Below are 21092 nucleotides of genomic sequence, written 5' to 3' on the forward strand. Positions count from 1 at the left end.
ATGTCAGCTTTGGTCAGCTTTGGCTGAATTAAATTTGTTATAAACCGGATTAAATAAATATTTTCGCGCCTTGACTGGCTGTTTTCGGACCTGGCTGAAAAACTGGTTGGATAACGTCACTGCTGGTCAATGTCAGTCCTTTTTTGCATTTCGATGGTTATTATGCCTTTTCAGACCTGATTGGAGTAGAAAACCTTCAGCAGCGTGCATTCTCGCACTGGGACGTTGGAGGCTGCGTCATTGGCTGTTGGGCCCTGCCGTTAATCCTCTTTTTAGCAGCGCTTATACCTTTGCCTTCAGAGGTCAGGGCCCCTGCTGTTATCAGAGCAGAAAGCCTACGCTACGTGTATGCACCTGAGGCAGCTCAGATTATTGAGGTTAAAAAATTGGCGGGTGAAACAATTGCAGGTCAAAATGGAACGCTTGCTGGTGAGACAAGAGGCATTGACAATTACAGCGTCGATGGAGGGCAGCCCAGAAGCAGGTTGCGGGACCAACTGGAGCGGCTGGTGGCTATTATGATTCGGGAGTCAGAATTTTGATATTGGCTGATGTAAGTTTTAAGCATAATTGTATTTTTTTGTTTATTTTTATATTGTTTATTTCGGCTAGAGTGACTGCGAGTGAGATAATCCTGGGCGATGATATTCAGACTTTAGATCAGGGGCAGTTGAGTATTTTTGAAGATACATCTGCTAGTCTTCTGTTCGATCAGGTAGTCGAATTAAGACAGCAGGGGCAGTTTAAGCCAATATTCGACTCAGTCAGTGAAGGCTACAGTAACTCCGCATTTTGGGGGTATACGCAGGTTTTAAGGCCTGAGCAGTCTTCCACTGGATGGGGTATTTCCATCACCCCATCCTACCTTGACCAGGTAGACATATTTATTATGCAGGATGGTGAGTTGATCAGGCATATGCAAGCTGGAGATCAAGTTGTTGATCCGAAATATGATATTCACAGTCGTCTACATTTTGTCCAGGCATTGTTTCCAGTGGGTACGTCTGATGTCTATTTTCGTTTAAAAACAACGAGTACCTCCCTGCTGCTGGTGAAGCTGATACCGGAAAATATGTTCGAGAGTTATATCGATATCAGTATCGTATTTGAAGGAATCCTTATTGGTGTTCTTATAACTATTTTGATTATAAATTTTATAAATAGCCTCTGGTTGAGAAGTGCTTTATTTATATATTTTGTTTTATATGAATTCAGTCTTTTGGCCACTGTAGCATTATCTGTTGGACTTGTCAGACGAGTTTATCCTTCTTTGGAAATGATACATCAAAATGAAATATTTAAGATTTCATTATTGATATCTGCCATATTTGCAATTCTATTTATTTACCGACTCATTGATTTTAGCTTCAAAAGAAAGCGAATAGTCAACTTTATTTTTGTTGCGGGTATTCTCCATGTTTTTTTCGGAATTTATATGACCCTCACTGATAGATTTGTTGAAGTGATGGATTATATGAATTGGATAGGGGCACTATTACCCTTAGTAGTATCATTTTTTGTATTACCTAATTGGAAAATATTTGATACCGAGAAAAAATATCGAGTAGTCGGTTTTATTGTCTTCGGATTTTTTACATTTATCAATAGTATGTATGTGAATGGATTCATTGGTATTAGTGGGCTTAAATCCTATATTTCGCCAATCACCATACTTTCATTTCAGCTGATTCTGCACTTTGTCATCATGCTTTCGATCCGTAAATCGCAAACTGCTATAGATGAGGCAAAGCAAGCCACACAATTAGCCCGTCACGAAGCGTCATCCGAGCGCTTGCGCAGAGAGCAGGGACAGACATTTCTGGCTATGCTGTCGCATGAAATACGAACTCCTCTGACGGTGATTGACTCGGCCGCACAAGCTTTGATCAGAATGCAAGAACAGGGAGTCACAGAGCATGCTAAGCGCTCCAGGTATGCGCGTATAAGAGGGTCGGTTAAACGAATCCATGAATTGTTAAGTATGAGTGTCGTCAAAGCTCAAGCTGACATGGAACAATATCCCGGCAACCATGAGTCCTATGATCTCATCATGTTGACCAGGGCCGTTATCGGTGAGTTCAATAAGGATGAGCAAAAACGGATCATGTTTAGCTATCCGGAATCAGAAATGATTAATCATTTCCAGTTGCCGGAAAAGGCGTGTTATGTGGTTATGCGTAACCTGATAGACAATGCGCTTAAGTACAGTCCATCAGGTTCTCCTGTAGAGGTAGTGGTACAAAGGGATGAGCACGGAGTGTGTTGGAGTGTTAAAGACAATGGACCGGGCTTGACTGAACATGTCCGTAAGCATATGTTCGAACAGTTCTTTCGTGCTGAGGAAAGGGCATCTGTTCCGGGTCTTGGGCTTGGGTTGTATGTTGTAAAACAGCTAATCGAACAATATGACGCCAGCCTTTTTGTTGATAATCAGGAGATCGGGGCGGTGTTTACATGTTGTTTGCAAGCAGGGCCTATCGACTTAAAATGAATCAATATCGTGTTGCAGTATTAGAAGATAATGTTGCCCTCAGAGAAGAGCTTGATTGCCTGTTGCTAAGTGAGGGCTATCAAATTGAGTCCTTCGGTGATGCTGCTACTTTCAGGCTTCGTCATGCTATGAACGCCTATGATATTCTGATTCTAGATCTTGGTCTTCCTGATGCAGATGGCATCGATCTGGCTCGTGAGCTAAGCAACAGCAGGGACTGTACAGGAATCATCATGCTAACTGCGCGGGGTGAGTTGCGTGATCGTATCGGCGGTCTTTCAGCGGGTGCTGATGCTTATATTACCAAACCGTTTGAGTTTGATGAATTACTGGCACAAATCCATGCCCTTTTACGGCGTATTCGCATACAAAAGACACAACAAAAGTTGTGGCACCTTGATGTTTCAGGTCAGCAGTTTTACGCCCCGGATACCTCAACCGCATTAGTACTTACGGCTTCTGAAGTTGAATTGCTGATCCAACTGGCAAAAAAGCACCCCTCGCATGTATCCCGTGCTGATTTGATTCGCTCACTGGGTGAAGATTTCATGCTTTATGATGAACGCCGACTGGAAAAATTGATCAGCCGCTTGCGTACCAAATTACTGATCAATTTCAAGGCCAGTCCAATCAAGGCTATACGGGGAAAGGGCTATGCCTTCAAAGAAGCCATAGAAATTTCGCAAAACTTAACCTACACGGTCTCCATGGGCGAAACACAAATCACTCACAGAGTGAGCTCCCACAGGGGTGAGTAGATTGAAACACAAATCGCTCACAGAGTGAGCTCCCACAAAGGTAGGTAGATTGAAACACAAATCGCTCACAGAGTGAGCCCCCCACAGGGGTGAGTAGATTGAAACACAAATCGCTCACAGAGTGAGCTCCCACAGGGGTGAGTAGATTGAAATACAAATCGCTCACAGAGTGAGCTCCCACAAGGGAGGGGTAGATATTATGGGACCCTAGTGTTGTGGGAGCCCGCTCTTCGGGCGAATAGGCTTGTAATCAAAATAGCTGGATTTTACCCACAAACTCAAGGCGTGCGCCGGGTAGAGGAGTGATAGGCAGTTTGATATTGCTGGTATCGGATATCTTGCTGCGCAAGCGGCTCAGGTGTACATCAATACGGTTCATCAGAAAGCTTTTCGGATCAGCCCCAAGAGCTGTAATAATATCATTTCGTGATATAGGGCCTGGCGTTTGCGCAAAGGCTTTCATGATAGCGAGCTCGCTGGGTGTCAGTTTAACACTCGTCCCGTTTGGATCGATTAAATGACGCTGTGTAGAATCTAATTGCCAGGTATTTTCAGCGATTTTATCGGCATTTGCCGCATAAATTTTGTCAATGGATAGCGTTGAGTCTGGCTGTAATCGTCGCCATAAGTTATCAATACAGGATAGTAATTCTTCAGGCACTACAGGCTTGACCAGATACATATCCGCACCACACTGAAGGCCATACACTCTATCGCTTGAGCTGCTTCTCGCACTGACAATAATGATGCCAATCGATGAATGATTCCGAAGATGCTGAACAACGGTGGTCCCATCTTCGCCAGGTAATCCGAGATCAATAATTACAATATTCACAGGATCAACAGCGGCGATCTTGTAATAGGCCTCTGCACTTGGGGTACACCAGCAGGGATAATTGTTTATCTGTAACCATGCATGCAATGCTTCGCGCTGTTCGGGATCATCCTCAATCAGTGCGAGTCTGGGTTTATTACTGTCGGCGGGCAATGACATGCTAATCCTGTTTATAAGGTGGGAATGTAACATGGAACGTAGTTCCGTGATGATCGGAAGAGATAATATCAATAGTGCCGTTGTTGCTGTCAACTATCCGTTTAACTAAATAGAGACCAATACCGGTACCGCTGGTATTTTCAACTTGCTCACCGCGAAAATACTTACGGAATACCTTAGCGCGAAGTGAGTCGCCGATGCCGTGACCAAGATTATGTACTTTCAATGAAATAGCATTGTCATCCTGAGTGATGGCTTCTAATGAGACATTTGTGTCTTTGGGCGAATATTTCAGGGCATTATCGAGCAGGTTGGTCATGACTATATCCAGCAGGACCGGATCGGGGCTTAAAACCTGATTAGGTCCACTGAGTGTTACGTTGATATTTCTTAGCGGGTAGTTATTTTGAATAGCATTAATACTTTGCTGTACTATCGCAGGAAGATCCACCATGGCGCGCTGGTTGGTGATATTTGTCGTACTAAGCCTGTCATCAGAAGTCAGGTTATCGAGAAAGCCGCGAAGACGATGAATGGCGGAATTAATTCGGTTAATCATCATTGAGGTATCGCTGAAAGTGCCCTGCGTCAGCGCTGCTTTAAGTACAGCGTTTGCTGTAGCAATGGTCGCAAGAGGAGAGCGAATTTCATGAGACAGCATAGTGATAAGCTGTTTGTGTTCATGCAGTGCATCCTTGGCATCGTCTCTGGCTTTGCGTAAAGCCTTGTCCATGGCAACCCGTTCAGTGACGTCCATGCCTATGGACAGAATCATGCCGCCTTCATCTTTGTGAGTGTAAGGGTAGGGGGAGTTAACCCACTCGCAGGTTATTTCCTTGCCATCCCGGGTAATATTTTTGTTAATGCAGCTCACGGAATCTTTTTCCTTGAGCGTTGTGCTAATAATACTTTCAAACATGTCGTAATCATCAGGTCTAATGATGGTATCAACGATATTCCGACCTATAGCATCCTGATGTGGCCAGCCAAATATACGGCTAGCTGCGCTATTCCAGTCTTTGATATTACCCTGATGATCAAGCACAATAAACGCCAGTGGAGCATCATCATATAGGGTCCGAAATTTTTGTTCACTTTTGCGAATCTGCTTGTTGTAATACATCATGATGCTGGTCAAACTGGCAAAAATAGCGGCTAGTACACAGGCCACGACCAGGCCATAATAAATTCGGGTCAGATCAATGGTTTCTGGCTTGGGGTTATACAAAAAACCTTCTAGTGATATTTTTTCCGGCAGCATGCCTATTTCAGCGTACACATCGGCCATATGTTGCCAGCGTCCGGTAATCATATGGCCCGGCTCAATTAAATCTGTTCGCATCAAGCTATGCATTTTTTCTGCTTCATGCTGAAGTGCTTCTCGGGATCGTGGAGTGGGGTATTGTTCCAGAATGACATCAATAATTTCTTCTGAATGATTCATGGCATATAGCCATCCGCGTAAACTTGCCCGGCGAAAAGCCTCTACTTTCTCGGTGTTATCAGCAAGAAACGCCTGGGTTGTAAAAAGTGCGTCACCGTAAAAATCTATGCCAACAGAACGAGGTGAATAAATCTGATAGTCGATACCCAGTTTATCGAGTTCGAGTGTTTCGGTGGTGCTATAGACAGATTGTGCCGCTACTTTGCCGACAATCAGTGGCATCAGATTATATTCGTGCAGTACCGCATCAAATTGTTCAGTGCGGATTCCCTCACGTTTTAAATATGCGAATAACTCTGCCGAGCCTGGCTCTAACGCGACAGCTTGACCGTCCAGGTCGCGTAAAGTCTGAAGTTGGTTATTGGTTCTGGAAATAAGAGCGAGCGGTGAATGCTGAAAAGTTACCGCAAGTGCTACAACCGGATCTCCCTGATGAAAGTGCAATAGCAGGTCTGATGTACCGATACCAAATTCTGCTCTACCCTGTATAACCTCACTAATAGGATCCAGGCCAGGACGTGCTAGCAGCAATTCTACAGAAAGCCCTTCCTCCTCATAATAGCCTTTCGCAATAGCAGCATAATAGCCAGCAAACTGGAACTGATGATTCCATTTTAACTGTAACCGCACCGTGTCTTGTGCCGCCAAAACAGATGCAGGACATATCAGTATAAGCAGCAATATTAAGGCTCTAGTAGCCCGTCTGTAGGAGCCCGCTCCGCGGGCGAAAAACGAACAACATCGCTCGGAGACCGAGCTCCAACACAAAAGCACATAGCCTGTAGGAGCCCGCTCCGCGGGCGAAGAATAAACAACATCGCTCGGAGACCGAGCTCCTACAAAAAAGCAAATAGCTGTAGGAGCCCGGTCTCCGGGCGAAAAATTACCGGAAACAGCAGGCGCATTTATTAAGTTTAATGATGACATTTATATGGCTATTAGTGAGTTAAATTATCTAGGCCTAAATTAAATTCACTATATATAAAACTTATAGACAGAAAATGAAAGTAATTGTAATTCATTGTGTGGTGAGCCTGCTGACTTCTGCGTGATTAAATAAACAAACTATAAAAAGAGCGGATGTTGGCAGGGTAATTAATAGACTTTGCCTGGATCCGTTCGATCAATTTATAACATCAGTAAGCTGGTTTAAGCCAGCTTACTAGTGGAATAAGCATAAAAAACGGGGAACAGGGAATCATGTCACAAGGCTACGCCTGGAATGTCTATGGGGCAGCACGTCGGTTGCGGCGGCTGATATCGAAAAACGTTATTCCCAACGCGGATGACAGTCCTCAGCTTCAGCTAAAGGAGCTTGGTATAGCCTCACCTGTTACCCTGGGTAAAAAATACCTTCATTACGGTTTGCTTGGGGTGTTGCTGCTGAGCCCGGCTGCTTTTGCCAGTAGTAATTTCAGTGTTTCAGTCACCGCGGGTGGTGGCGCGACCACTATTCTACCGGGTGTGCCAACAACACTGCAGATTGAACTCAATAATACAACGCTAACGCCGCTCTCTGCAGTCTCATTCAGTCAGTCTCTTCCCGGTAATAGCAATGCTGGTTTACGTATTAGTGGTGTGGCAACCAATAGCTGTGGTGGTTCGCTTACAGCCGTAACTGATACGCAGCAGATCGACCTTTCCGGTGTTTCAATACCCGGTGATTCCAGTTGTACTATAAGCGTCCCAATTGTGGCTTATAGTGATACTGGCTCCTCAGCATCTCATAGTTTTTCTCTGGGTACCGGAAGTGTCAGTGCAACGCGTAATGCAGTGGGCATCACTAATGGAACCGGGGGGGCTCAGTCTTATACTGTTAATGCCGTAGCGCGCCCCACCTGGTCGAAAGGTTTTCCTAGTGGTAATGGCACCATTATCCTCGGTGGTTCTACGGGCACCCTGAGAATCACCGTCGATAACCCCGCCAGTATTGCGTTGAATAATTTCAGTTTTACTGACGTTTTTCCCACCAGCGGTGGGGGCGGGGCGGTCATCGAGCCCACGGGTGTTGCTGCAACAGGAAGTTGTGTGGGTGGCGGCATCGGGGCTGTTGTTAATTTGACGCAGGGCGCTGCTGCACAGGTTGAAGTTACTGGGGGTACATTGGCAGCAGGTCAAAGCTGCAGCATTGATGTGCCTATTCAGGCGCGCCAAACCAACGGCAATTATAGTCTCGGTGTAACCAATACGCTGCAAACGTCTTCATTCAGCAGCGATGAAGGCCTGCGTCCGGCATCCGATGCGACACGCGCTATTACTGTTCGTTCACCGCTGACTGTTGCGAAGAGTTTTGCTGCTTCACCACTTTCCAGTGGCGAAGCTAGCACGTTCACCATTACATTGGGTAATACGGGCAGCACGGATCTGACCGGGGTCAGCTTTACCGACAACTACCCGGCCAATTTAAGCGTAACCGGTGCAGTGACCTCATGTAGTCCTGGCAGTGTGAATGTTAATGAGGGTACCAAGACCTTAAGTGGTTCAGGCATTACTATCCCTGCCGGAAATACTTGTACTGTCACGGCCACATACAGCGGTGTGACCGGAGCAAACGATCAACCGACCACCTATACCAATACCATTCCACAAGGCGGCGTTACGGTGACGGGTGAACCTGGCATCATCAGCCAGTCAGCTTCAGCTACAGTGATGATTGCCGACCGCCTGCGGGTACTCAAGTCTCGTCACTCGGGCTCTAGTGCGACACCAGGTAATGCGGTTGAGTATCGCGTCACAGTACAGAACTTCTCTGCTGTGCCAATCAGCAATGTCAGTGTGGAAGATACCCTGACACAGGGCTCAAGCTTTCTGACAGGTACAATCAATGGGGTGGATTATACGCCCAGTCTATCAGCGGCCTGTGGCGTACTTGGGGACGCTAATGCGCTCAATGCAACTGATTTGGCATTCACTATTCCAACTCTGCCGGGAAGAAGTTCAGCTACCAGTCCAGGTACTTGTACCATCACCTTCTGGGCGATGATTGACCCAACGCGTGCGAGTGGTTCAACCAGTAACCAGATTCAAGCTGGTCAGGTGTGCTTCAATGATGGTGCTGAGTTCTGTAACCAGGTGGCATCTGACCCTGTTTCCTATAGCTACCAGTCAGTTGTAGATGTGCAGAAGCGCTTTGCCGGTTCAACGACACTGACCCGCTCTGAAGGCACGGTCGTGCAGATGCTGATTCGTGTACGCAACTTTTCTTCTGAACCTCTGACCGATTTGACCGTCAGCGATACCCTTCCGGGTGGTGGCTTACAGCAATTGCGAGTTGCGACACCAGCAAATGCAAGTACCAGTTGTGGTGGGAGTATTACGGCGGCTGATAATTCCACCTCTGTGAGTCTCAATGGCGCTACCGTACCTGGAGCCAGTGGCGGCAATCCAGGCGTCTGTGACCTGTATGTTGATGTAGTTGGTTCGGCGGGCATCTACGATAACACTGCCAGCGTCGGTGGAACCCAACAGCTAGTGAACGGTACTACCCGCAACATTATCGGAGTTAACTCTGATACCGCACGTGTTACCTATACTTCAGCACTGACAGCTTCTAAAGCCTTTAATCCCACTGGCGTCAGCGCCGGTGGTCGTTCCACCGTGACCATCCGTCTGAATAATAATGATGACCAGCCGCTGACTAACGTAGCGGTAAACGACCCCCTGCCTGCTGGTATGTTGCTTGCCAGTCCTGCCAACGCCTACAGCACTTGTGCCGGAAATCCACAAATTATCGCTGCTGATGGCAGTAATTCACTGAGCATGAGTGGTGCCAGCATTGCCGGTAATAGCAGTTGTGATCTGTTGTTTGATGTAGTGACCTCCGGCAACAGTGACTGGATCAACACCCTTCCTGCTGGCAGTATCACCGCGGATAACGGCATCAGTAACCAGACGCCAGTCAGTGCCACCCTTAACCATCAGGCACCCACCGAACCTACGATTTCTAAGGGTATTGCACCTGCCAATGTTGCTCCTGGAGAGGCTGCAACCCTAACGATCACGATTACCAATGGTGTCAGTGCCGTCAGCAACTTGTCGGTGACTGACTTTTTCACCCTGGATGGTCTTGAAAATGGTGACCCTAATGGCATGCGCGTTGCTTCACCCGCACTGGCCAGCACTACTTGCCCGGCTGGAAGTGTGCAGGCTCAGCCTAATGGCACCTTCGTCAGTCTGTCGGGCGCGGCGCTGGATGCCAATGCGGTCTGCGAAGTCAGTGTGCGTGTCACCTCGGTTCAGCCGGGCACTATCACCAATATCATCCCGGAAAATTCGATTACTACCGCTCAGGGTGTAACAAACACCACTACCCGTGCTGAGTCGTCCATGACGACGTCCACTGCGGTTGCCGTTATTAAGGAATTTGTGCCTAATGTGGTGGATGTTGATGAGCGGGCGCGCTTGCGTATCACCTTTAATAATGCCAGCCCGGTTAACCTGACCAACTTCAATATTGAAGATGTTTTTCCCAGCGGTTTGACTGTTGCGGCAGGCCCGAACTCTGTCACCACCTGTGGCCAATCAGCAGTAGTGTCCTGGCCAGGCAGTGATCGTGTACGTCTGCAGGGCGGAGTATTACCTGGTGCTTCTGCAGGCAATGTGAATAGCTGTTATCTGGAGTTGGACGTTGTCGCCAACGCCGCTGGCGAGTTCCAGAATACAATTCCAGCCAATACACTGGAAGTGGGTGGAACGCCGATTACTCATCCGCCGACTGAAGATACCCTGTATGTTCGGCCTCCTTTGCAAGTGTTCAAAGCGATTGCCAACAACACCCTGGATACTCCTGCCATAGCTGGATTTACTACGGGCTCTGCGACCACGGCAGCGGGTGTCGCCCGCACCTTGACTATTCGCATTGCTAACCCGGGTACAACGGCTGTATCGGGTATGCAGTTGACTGATACCTTGCCGGAAGGTTTGGTTATCGCACAGCCAAATCCTGTTATTACCAATAGCTGTAATGGCAGCGTGAGTGCATTTGAGTCAGCAACTGCGGTGCGCCTCTCAGGCGGCACCCTGGCGGGTGGAGCAACGTGTGACATCACCTTGCCGGTGTTGAGTAACTCAGCTGGAAACTATATCAACGAAATCCCAGCTGGCGCTATAACCACCACCGAAGGGGTCAGTAACGAAGAGCCTACACGTGCCGAGTTGATTGTGGCGACACCTCCCTCAGTGAGTAAAGAATTCAATCCGGCTGTGATCCCGTCGGGTGGCACTTCACGTCTGACGATTACTATTTACAATCCTAACAGCCAGTCGATGACGCTGACGCAAGCGCTGGTGGATAATTTGCCCAATGCACCCGGGCCTATGCGGATTGCAGCCACGCCTAACCTGGGGGGAACCTGCAACAGTGTTACGGCAGCAGCGAATAGTGATTCTATTACCCTGGCTTCAGGCGTCACTGTGCCTGCCGGGGGCTGTACCATCGAGGTAGACGTAACGGCCACAGCCGCAGGGGAACATATCAACAATATACCCAGTGGCGCTTTACGCACCGACCTGGGCAGTAATGAAGATCCCGTTAACGTACCGCTGCTGGTCAGCACGGCAGGCTACATATCCGGCCGTGTGTTCCAGGATAACACCAGCCCGGCACCGAATGGCAGCTTTGAATCGACTACAGACCAGCCGTTGTCCGGTGTTGAAATTGTGTTGCGCAACGGCACGGATTGCGCTGGTGCTGTTGTCGGAACCACCACAACCAATCTGGCAGGTAACTACCTGTTTACCGGTCTTGCGGCAGGTAGCTATTCTGTCTGCGAGGCACAACCGGCAGGTTTATTGAATGGCGAAACAACGGCGGGAAATGCCGTTGGCGGCGGAAGCTCCGGCACCGCCAGTAATCCTGATAGTAATTCCAGTCAGATTACAGGCGTTGTTCTGGCTGATCTGGGTGGTGGCGATGTCAGTGGTTCAACTAATAACGATTTTGCTGAGTGGGCACCTTCTACTCTGAGTGGCGTGGTATTTGAGGACCATAACAATAACGGCGTTCAGAATGGCAGCGATGCCGGTATACCAAGCCAAACAATCAATTTAACCGGACAGGATGTTGACGGTAATACGATTACTGCTACCACCACAACCGATGCTGATGGCCGTTACAGCTTCACTGAGCTACCACCTGGCATCTATACAATTGAACAGCCAAATCAGCCTGACAATACCGTCAATGGCCAGACAATTCCGGGTGCCGTGCCAAATGGAACCATCGGAACACCTACCGCAGCGACGACTCTTCCCAGTGGGATCAGTAGTATTGAGTTGCCCTCTAACACGGTCAGCAGCAATAACAACTTTGCTGAGTTACCGCTGTCCGGAACGGTCAGAGGGCAAGTCTTTCTGGACTACGATAGTAGCCAGTCGCTGAACGGATCGGATCATGGTATTGCGGATCAAACCATTCGTTTGACCGGTGCGGATGTCAATGGCAATGCCATTACTGAGGAAACCACAACAGATGCACAAGGCAATTTCACCTTTACCGGGCTGCCAGCGGGCACTTACATTCTGGAGCAACCAGATCAACCTGCCGGTACCCTCAATCTAGTACCGGTAGCTGGTTCAGCGGGTGGTACGCCAACTAACCCAGGTGCACCAAGCAGTCAGATTAGTGCTATAGATCTGACCAGTACGACGTTGTCTGCGGGTAACCTGTTCCCTGAAGCCCCTGGACCACATCCTGATTTGACGTTGGATATCACCGTGTCTAATGATGTCTTTTCCGATGGTGGCGGTACCGGTTACTACACCCTTATCCCCGGAAATATAGGCTCTGCAGACAGCAACGGAACCGTCACTGTGGTTAGCGAATTACCACCCGGTGTCACCTACCGCAGTTTCGAAGGAACTGATCCAGACTGGAGCTGCTCTGTAGTTGGCCAGACCGTTACCTGTACCACAGAGGAGGTGATCCCTGCGACCAGTAACGCACCGAATATCGTGGTGCAGGTCGATGTGCAACCAGGCGGTTCTGGCAGCATTTTGACCAACCATAGCCGTATTTCTGGAGGCAGTGAGCCTGACGGGTTACAGGGCAACAATCTGGCGCAGATCCCGATCGAAATCATCGGGGTTGCCGAGTCAGCCAGTGTACAGGGTACTGTATGGCTGGATGGCAATAGTGATGGTGCACGTCAGCCCGGTGAATCGGTGCTGTCTGACTGGACTGTTGAATTATTGAAAGATGGTGTACTGGTTGCCACGCAACAAACCAATGCCCAGGGTGAATATCACTTTACCAATCTGCCACCAGGCAGTGGCTATGATATTCGTTTCCGACATCCGGAAACCCGCCTGCTCTATGGCAACCCCGTAACCAACGAGCAGGGTAATGCTAATAACCCGACAAATGCAGCGGTAAGCGATGGCTATCTGCAAAACATGGCACTGTCATCAGGCCAGAACTATGTCGAGCAAAGCTTGCCACTCGATCCTGCCGGTGTTGTTTATGATGCCGTGACCCGTGCACCGGTCGAAGGAGCACAGGTAACCTTACAGGGCCCACCGGGTTTCAATCCAGTTACGCACCTGCTGAGTGGATCAGCCAATGTAGTGACCGGCTCGGATGGTTTTTATCAATTCCTGCTGCTGCCAGGTGCGCCTGACGGTGAGTACGGCCTCTCGATCACTAACTATCCATCGGGTTACCTGCAGACGCCTTCGACAATGATACCAGCCTGTAGCAATACCCTGACGGTTGGAGCTGCACCGGCACCCGCATTGATCCAGAACTCGCCACTGGCGCCAGGTAACGCAGTCACCTTGCATGATCCAGCTGCCTGTGAGGGCATTGTGCCAGGTGGTTCAAATACAACTCAGTATTATTTTGCCTTCAACCTGTCAGCCGCATCAGCGGATGTGTTGAACAACCACATTCCCTTGGACCCGCTGCTTGAAGGCGCTGTCCGTGTGGTAAAAACCACACCGAAAAGTGATGTCAGTCGTGGTGAGCTGGTGCCTTACCAGATCACCGCAACCAACACGCTATCCGCTGTGCTGACCAATATTGTGCTTCAGGATCAGATCCCGGCCGGTTTCCAATACGTGCGTGGTTCAGCACGTTTGAATGGCTTTGAATCAGAACCTGAAATCAATGGCCGTCAGTTGCAATGGCCGGAACGCACACTGACAGCCGGAGAAGAAGTCATTATTCAGTTGATGCTGGTTGTGGGTTCTGGTGTTGAGTTCAATGAGTATGTGAACCGTGCCTGGGCAATGAACAGCCTGGCCAGTATTCGGGTGTCCAATATTGGTACCGCAACGGTTCGCGTGGTTCCGGATCCGATTTTTGACTGTACCGATATCATTGGTCAGGTCTTTGATGACGAAAATCGGGATGGTTATCAGAACGAAGGCGAACCGGGCATCCCAGGTGCACGTCTGGCGTCACCACGCGGCTGGTTGATCACGGCCGATGATTATGGGCGCTTCCATGTCGCCTGTGCGGATGTTCCCAGTGAACTGCGCGGTGGCAACTTTATCCTCAAGCTGGATGAGCGCAGCCTGCCAAGCGGCTATCGCGTAACCACTGAGAATCCACGTGTTGTCCGCGTGACTCAGGGGCGCATGGTGAAATTGAATTTCGGTGCCGCGATTCATCGCATTGTACGTCTGGATGTGACTTCAACTGTCTTTACTGAAGCCAATGAGTTACGCCCTAACTACGCGAAACACATGCAACAGGTCCTGCCGCTTCTGCATGAACAGCCCTCTATCCTGCGCATTGCTTATCAGCTTGAAATGGATGGAGATATTGATAATGCCCACGAACGGATAGGGGCGGTAAGAGCCTGGCTTGAAGAGCACTGGGAAGAACAGGGCTGTTGTTATGATCTGATCATCGAAGAAGAAATTGTTCCAGGTGTTGAGCGTATAGAGGTATCCCAATGAAACTGCATAAATCATTACTCTGTCTGGCGATAGCTGCGGCTTCACCGTTGATCTATGCCGATTCATGTGAAGTGGGTCAAGGTTGTGGGCTCTCTGGTGCACGCGGTGCAATGGAAGATGAATCATTGCTACAGCGTCGTGCTGGCGGGCTAGGGGATTTACCCGCTTTACCCCAGCAGGGCGAACGTGAACTGCCACGTGAACGCCTGGTGCTCTGGCATTTGCCTGATCAAAACCAGCAGGCGGCTGGTGTACTGACATTAAATCCGGATGAGCCGCAGATACTGCAAACTGCACTGCAAAATGTGCAGTTTGAGTCCGGGCGTTCCGTTTTGCCTGACGACTATACTGAGCAGCTATGGCAGGTCATGGAGCGACTGAAGGACAAAAATAATGTGCGCTTACGCATCATCGGACATACCGATCCCCAACGTCTGTCGGCGCGTGCCGCCAGCATCTATACCGACAACTATGGACTGGGTCTGGACCGTGCCAGACAAGTAGCGCTGCAATTCAAGGCTGCATTGAATTTGTCATCGACACAGGTTGACCTGGACTCTCGTGGTCCCAATGCACCGATTGCCAGCAATGCCACCGCCGAAGGGATGGCGATCAATCGCCGCGTCGAAGTAGAAATCTGGTATGACGAACCCGCCCAACAAAATGCCTGTAGCGGTGGTATTCCGACTACCGAAGACCTGGCGCCGTTTCGGATCAGCGTCGATGGTCAACCTGTAGGTGATCATAGTGCCGGTGTGGCGGATCAGCAACGCTGTGTCGATGTGGCGTTAGCTGAAAACAGCCTCAAGGTGCGCTACGACAATTTATCCGCTCAGCCACGTTTGAATGTGGCCGCCGCACCGCGTATGGCCGTTCCTGGTCAGACCCACTATTTCCGTGGTTACAGCAACTACATGAATTGGGTGGAACGCGGTGAGGTACAGATTTTTGGCAAGCCATCACGCTGGGGACAGCCAGAGCTACTGGAAACCGTTGAACTGGACCCCTTGTTGAATGGTGAGTGGCTACCCTCAGATGAGCTGCCGGATGAGCTCTATTACCGACTGAGGGTGTATGACGCCGAAGGGCGTTTTGATGACACAGATATGCAGCCACTGCAGCTCACCCGTGGTGAATATGAAGTTGAACCCGGCGAAGTTCGCGCTGATCTGCTGGCGGTCACCGGAGGTAACCGTTTGCAGCGTCACCGGATTCCGGTGGCGGGTGGCACGGTTACCGTCAATGGCCAGGGTGTACAACCGGGTTACGCTGTGTTTGTAATGGGAGACCCTGTACCGGTTGATCCTCAGGGTAACTTTGCCACAGCACAGATCATTCCACGTGGTGAACACAGTGTTGAAGTCGCGCTGCTTGATCCGGAAGGACAAGGCCGGATCTATCGACGCGATTTGCGCTTACCGGAACGCGACTGGTTCACCGTAGCGATTGCCGACATTACCATCGGGCAGCAGGATACGTCAGGTCCGGCACAGTTGGTGACTGGAGAAGACCGCTATTACGACGATAAAGTCTATGTGGATGGCCGTCTGGCGTTCTATACCAAAGGCAAAATTGATGGCAAATACACGGTAACCGCCAGTATTGATACCGGTGAAGAACCGATAGACAGCCTGTTCAGTAACTTCAATGACAAGAACCCGCGTGAGTTCCTGCGGCGTATGGATGCCAACCGTCACTGGGCCACCTTCGGCGATGATTCCACACTGGTGGAAGATGCGCCGACCCAAGGCAAGGGCTATGTCCGTGTTGAAGATGGTAAGTCACATGCGATGTGGGGTAATTTCGAACAACACAACCGTGATACCGAGCTAAGCCAGATCGACCGCCGTCTCTATGGTGCTCAGGCACGTTATCAGGGTGATGGCTTTACCGCCTTTGGTGAGCGCAAGGTCGTCGTGGAAGGGTTTGCTGCTGAGCCGGGAACAGCCAGCGCACGTGAAGAGTTTCTCGGAACCGGTGGATCACTCTACTTCCTGCGCAATCAGGATATCGCATCCGGCAGTGAAGCGCTGCGTGTTGAAATACGTGATAAACACTCCGGTTTGGTGCTGATGTCTGAGTACCTTAGCTATGGTATTGATTATGAAATCGACCCCATACAAGGGCGTATTTTGCTGAATCGACCGCTCTCCGCCATGTCTGATGACAATTCAGTGGTCAGAAGTGGTGGCAGCCTTTCAGGAAATCCCGCCTATCTGGTCGTTACCTATGAATACTCACCAGGCTTTGAAAGCATGGATGACCTGGCCGTGGGTGGACGCGCCTCTGTCTGGGCAAATGATTCAGTGCGTATTGGTGTCACCGCTTCAAGTCAGGAGCATTTCGGACAGAAGCAGGATCAGGAAGGCATCGACCTTACACTGCGCCACAGTGATCGCACCTGGTTGAAACTGGAAACAGCACGTACTGAAGGCGAGGGCATTGAGGAGCAAATCTCTGTCGATGGAGGCTTTGGCTTCAATAGTCGTTCTGTTGTGGGTGGTCAGGCGTATGCCGAGCGGATTGATGGCTCCCTGGACCTGAGTGACGTTGGCATTGATGGCGATGGACAACTGACCTTCTACCACGAAGAACGCGACGCGGGCTTCAACGCACCTGGACGACTGACCAGTAATGATACCCGTCAGTCTGGTGTTGCCTTGGTGACGCCGCTTTCCGAACAAACAGATCTGATTCTGCGTGCCGATGAAACGGTACAATCTTCTGATCTGGAAAACCAAAGTGCCGAGGTGGGAATATCGCACCAACTCGACGAAGAATGGACAGTCGTCGGTGGCTATCGCTCAGAAGAGCGCACCAGCGCGGCGACCTCAACAGCTAACGAAGGCCGCCGTGATGATCTGGCCGTGCAACTCGAATATGCACCCGAGGATGAACCCTGGACTGCACATGGCTTTGTGCAGGGAACAGTGAAAGCAGATGGCAACCGTGAGGATAACAATCGCCTCGGGGTGGGTGGCAGTTACCGCGTCAATGACCGTATTAACCTGATGGGGGAAATCTCTGATGGTGATTTAGGTCTGGGTGCCAAGGCCGGTGTGGATTATGCTTCATCGGATCGTACTAACCTCTACCTCAATTATGAGCTGGATAATGATCGTACCGATCAGGGTATAGGCTCACGTATGGGTCAGGTAGTGACTGGTGCGCGTTCACGCTGGTCAGATACGACCAGTGTCTATGCCGAGCAACGTTACCAACACGGCTCGCAGCAAACCGGGCTAGTACAAGGCTACGGGGTGGATTTTGCCCCGGATGATCACTGGACCTACGGCCTGAGCACTGACATAGGCCATCTGAACAGTGAAACCGATAACGAAATCAGGCGTCGGGCCGTATCAGGTAGTGTCGGTTATCGTAATGAAGATATTCGTTACGCCGGCGCGCTGGAATACCGCAAGGACCGCTACAACGCTGAAGAAAGAACGGTCTGGCTGCTGCGAAATAACCTCAGTTACCAGATCGACCCTGACTGGCGCATGATCGGCCATCTGGATATGGCGATTGGTGACTCCAGCCAAGGCTCATTCTTTGACGGCAACTTTGTCGAAGCATCTTTGGGCTATGCTTATCGTCCCGTGCTGAATGACCGTTGGAACACTCTGGTCAAGTACACCTATCTGTCTGATCTGGCTCCGGCTGAACAACGTTCATCAACCGGTAACCTGGTCGATTACTCCCAGCGCAGTCATGTGTTTGCAATCGACAGCATCTATGACCTGACCGAACGCTGGAGCCTGGGTGGACGCTATGCCTATCGTCTGGGTGAATTGCGCATGAGTCGAGATGACTCAGCCGACTGGTTCAGCAGTAAAGGACAGTTGATAGCAGTACGCGCCGACTGGCACGTCGTGCACAAATGGGATCTGATGGTCGAGCTGCGTCGCCGAGACGAATTCACCGCCGAAGACTCCCGAACAGGCGCTGTCCTGGCCGCGTATCGCCACTTCGGTAATAACATGAAAGCCGGTGTAGGCTACAACTTCTCCGACTTCAGTGACGACCTAACCGACATGGACTTCCGCAGCCAAGGCTGGTTCATCAATATTATCGGAAAATATTGACCCAACCCTGTTGAATCCCATAAGTATAGATACTTTGTAGGAGCCCGCTCCGCGGGCGACCCCCCCCAATGTAGGAGCCCGCTCCGCGGGCGAACCCTCCCCCTAAATAATCTAAAGAACACCTTCATCGGGTCGCCTTATTCACAACAGCTGCGCTACAATAGAGCTATGGCAGACGCAGAAAAATGCGTTGGAGGCTGCTGTAATAGTGTAAGCAACAGGAAAACACCTCGCTCTCTAAGGTAGTGCAAAATGCACATGCCCTGCGGTAGCCTGCCTGAAGATAACCTCGCAGGAGCCCGCTCCGTGAGCAAAAGATATACCCCATCACTCCTGTAGGAACCCGCTCCCCGGGCGATTAAAAACATCGCTCAAGAAGTGAGCTCCCACAGGGAGTAAACAGGTATGTAGGAGCCCGCTCTGCGGGCGAAAGATATACCCCATCACTCCTGCAGGAACCCGCTCCGCGAGCGAACAATAACCCGGCAAAAGGATCTGCCCATGTACATTGAACACCACGGCGCCAAAAACGGCGTGACCGGATCATGCCACCAGTTACACATCAATGAACATAACAGCCTGCTAGTTGACTGTGGTTTGTTCCAGGGCGCTGAAGCCAGTAACCGCGATAGCATTGACCACCACAAAATAGAATTTGATATAAGCAGCGTTAGGGCACTGATCGCCACCCATGTACACATTGACCATGTAGGCCGCATACCCTGGCTGCTGGCTGCAGGTTTTGAAGGGCCGATTATCTGCTCTCAACCCTCAGCGAAACTGCTGCCGTTGGTATTGGAAGATGCCTTCAAACTGGGCGTTAGCCGCGACCGAACACAAATTGAGCGCTATCTGAATACCATCGAACAACGCATTGTGGCATTACCCTATAAACAGTGGTTTACACTCATAGATACGTCCGAACACCAAGTACAGATCAGACTCCAGCGTGCCGGTCACATCCTGGGCTCCGCCTACATAGAAATAGACCTGTTGGAGCCCTCAACTCTGTGGGAGCCCGCTCCGCGGGCGAAAGCGGCGAACACAATCCATCGCTCACAGAGTGAGCTTCTACAGAATATATCCCCCTTGTGGGAGCCCGCTCCGCGGGCGAAAGCGGCGAACACAATCCATCGCTCACAGAGTGAGCTTCTACAGAATATATCCCCCTTGTGGGAGCCCGCTCCGCGGGCGAAAGCGGCGAACACAATCCATCGCTCACAGAGTGAGCTTCTACAGAATATACCCCCCTTGTGGGAGCCCGCTCCGCGGGCGAATACGGCGCATAAATCAACCCGTATTGTTTTCTCCGGTGACCTGGGTGCAAGCCACACCCCCTTGCTACCCGCACCCAAACCCCCTCACCGGGCTGACATACTGGTTCTGGAAAGCACCTACGGTGACCGGAATCACGACAACCGCGCCACGCGAAAGCAGCGTCTCAAATCAGCCATCGACCGAGCACTAATAAATAACGGCACTATACTGATTCCAGCGTTCAGCATCGGCCGTACTCAGGAACTGCTATACGAATTCGAAGATATGCTCGATGGCGAATTGCCAGTGCTTCTCGACTCACCATTAGCGACAAAATTCACCGACGCCTACCGTGAGCTTAAACCCTTTTGGGATGAAGAAGCACACACCCGGCTGCAACAAGGCCGCAAACCGCTGGCTTTCGATAGCTTACTAACCGTTGATAGCCATGATGCGCACCTGAAAATGGTACATCACCTTGCAAACTCAGGCCGTCCGGCCATCGTTATTGCAGGCAGTGGCATGTGTAACGCCGGTCGCATTGTTAACTATCTCAAGGCAATGCTCGGTGATGAACGTCATGACGTGCTATTCGTCGGCTACCAGGCAGAAGGCACGCCTGGGCAAATTATTCAACAATATGGCCCACAAAACGGCTATGTGGAACTCGATGGCGAACGCTACGATATTCTCGCCCAGGTTGAAACCATCGGCGGTTACTCAGCACATGCGGATCAACAGGGGCTGGTCAACTTTGTGAAAGGGATGAAGCACAAGCCCAGAGAAATCCGACTGGTGCATGGTGATGAGGGTGCTAAGCAAGCACTTAAGGACAAAATCAAGGCCTTTTATCACCAGATAAACAGCCCTGTTAGTATCTATAGCGCAACCTAGAAATAGCACTGTCGTCCGTAGGCGCTCATACCGTTAGTGAAAATAAACATAGGTATCAACCGCAAGATGTCTAGTCCAGGTAAACAAATCCAGACAACGCCTCAGCTTTTTGGGACTACTGCCACTCATACATTGATAGATTGGGTGCATTTGTTGTCTGAGGACAGGGTGTTGAACCTTACCTGAAAAAACAGTTTGGTTTTGGTCATCATGAAATGGGTGAAATGCTGCTGGCAGGGCAGCATAAGTCAGGGCAAGCACTCCATAA

8 protein-coding genes are annotated in these 21092 nt (G+C 50.1%); 6 read left to right on the forward strand and 2 right to left on the reverse strand.

The window, feature by feature from the left end; translation table 11 throughout:
• Positions 1-143: 143 nt before the first annotated feature.
• Genes F5I99_RS19425 through F5I99_RS05095 form a run of 3 tightly spaced genes read left to right on the forward strand, consistent with a single transcriptional unit; the run spans position 144 to position 3249 of the window.
• Entirely contained in the window at positions 144-542 is a 399-nt protein-coding gene (locus F5I99_RS19425) for a hypothetical protein (RefSeq protein WP_191906022.1), read from the forward strand.
• Positions 539-2491: a sensor histidine kinase gene (locus F5I99_RS05090; protein ID WP_151053952.1), complete on the forward strand. Its 1953-nt coding sequence runs from the start codon at positions 539-541 to the stop codon at positions 2489-2491. Before F5I99_RS19425 ends, F5I99_RS05090 begins: the two co-directional genes overlap by 4 nt.
• Positions 2455-3249, forward strand: a complete 795-nt coding sequence (locus F5I99_RS05095) for a response regulator transcription factor (RefSeq protein ID WP_151053953.1) — start codon at positions 2455-2457, stop codon at positions 3247-3249. The genes F5I99_RS05090 and F5I99_RS05095 overlap by 37 nt, the downstream gene beginning before the upstream one ends.
• 250 nt (positions 3250-3499) lie before the next feature.
• On the opposite strand, the gene F5I99_RS05100 is transcribed toward F5I99_RS05095, so the two are convergent.
• Both F5I99_RS05100 and F5I99_RS05105 read right to left on the reverse strand, forming a co-directional pair.
• The gene (locus F5I99_RS05100; RefSeq protein WP_191905954.1) at positions 3500-4243 is read right to left on the reverse strand and encodes a response regulator transcription factor; all 744 of its coding nucleotides are present in this window, start codon (positions 4241-4243) and stop codon (positions 3500-3502) included.
• 1 nt (position 4244) lies between these two features.
• A complete protein-coding gene (locus F5I99_RS05105; RefSeq protein ID WP_151053955.1) occupies positions 4245-6614 on the reverse strand; it encodes an ABC transporter substrate-binding protein in 2370 nt (789 codons plus the stop codon).
• Positions 6615-6887: 273 nt separating this feature from the next.
• Between F5I99_RS05105 and F5I99_RS05110 the strand changes: the two genes are divergently transcribed.
• The 3 genes from F5I99_RS05110 to F5I99_RS05120 all read left to right on the forward strand — a co-directional run bounded on the left by F5I99_RS05110 (position 6888) and on the right by F5I99_RS05120 (position 20824).
• Entirely contained in the window at positions 6888-14588 is a 7701-nt protein-coding gene (locus F5I99_RS05110) for a DUF7933 domain-containing protein (protein ID WP_151053956.1), read from the forward strand.
• Positions 14585-18673 carry an OmpA family protein gene (locus tag F5I99_RS05115; protein WP_151053957.1) on the forward strand — a complete coding sequence of 1363 codons (4089 nt, stop codon included), beginning with the start codon at positions 14585-14587 and terminating at the stop codon, positions 18671-18673. Before F5I99_RS05110 ends, F5I99_RS05115 begins: the two co-directional genes overlap by 4 nt.
• 501 nt (positions 18674-19174) lie before the next feature.
• On the forward strand, positions 19175-20824 hold the full coding sequence (locus F5I99_RS05120) for an MBL fold metallo-hydrolase RNA specificity domain-containing protein (protein ID WP_225307561.1): 1650 nt from the start codon (positions 19175-19177) through the stop codon (positions 20822-20824).
• The last annotated feature ends 268 nt before the right edge of the window (positions 20825-21092 follow it).

The organism is Nitrincola iocasae, from assembly GCF_008727795.1.
GTDB lineage: Bacteria > Pseudomonadota > Gammaproteobacteria > Pseudomonadales > Balneatricaceae > Nitrincola > Nitrincola iocasae.

Bases quoted from the DNA above. Each gene is read 5' to 3' on its own strand.
- F5I99_RS05095 (WP_151053953.1), top strand. From the start codon at position 2,455: ATGTTGTTTGCAAGCAGGGCCTATCGACTTAAAATGAATCAATATCGT.
- F5I99_RS05100 (WP_191905954.1), bottom strand. From the start codon at position 4,243: ATGTCATTGCCCGCCGACAGTAATAAACCCAGACTCGCACTGATTGAG.
- F5I99_RS05105 (WP_151053955.1), bottom strand. From the start codon at position 6,614: ATGTCATCATTAAACTTAATAAATGCGCCTGCTGTTTCCGGTAATTTT.
- F5I99_RS05110 (WP_151053956.1), top strand. From the start codon at position 6,888: ATGTCACAAGGCTACGCCTGGAATGTCTATGGGGCAGCACGTCGGTTG.
- F5I99_RS05115 (WP_151053957.1), top strand. From the start codon at position 14,585: ATGAAACTGCATAAATCATTACTCTGTCTGGCGATAGCTGCGGCTTCA.
- F5I99_RS05120 (WP_225307561.1), top strand. From the start codon at position 19,175: ATGTACATTGAACACCACGGCGCCAAAAACGGCGTGACCGGATCATGC.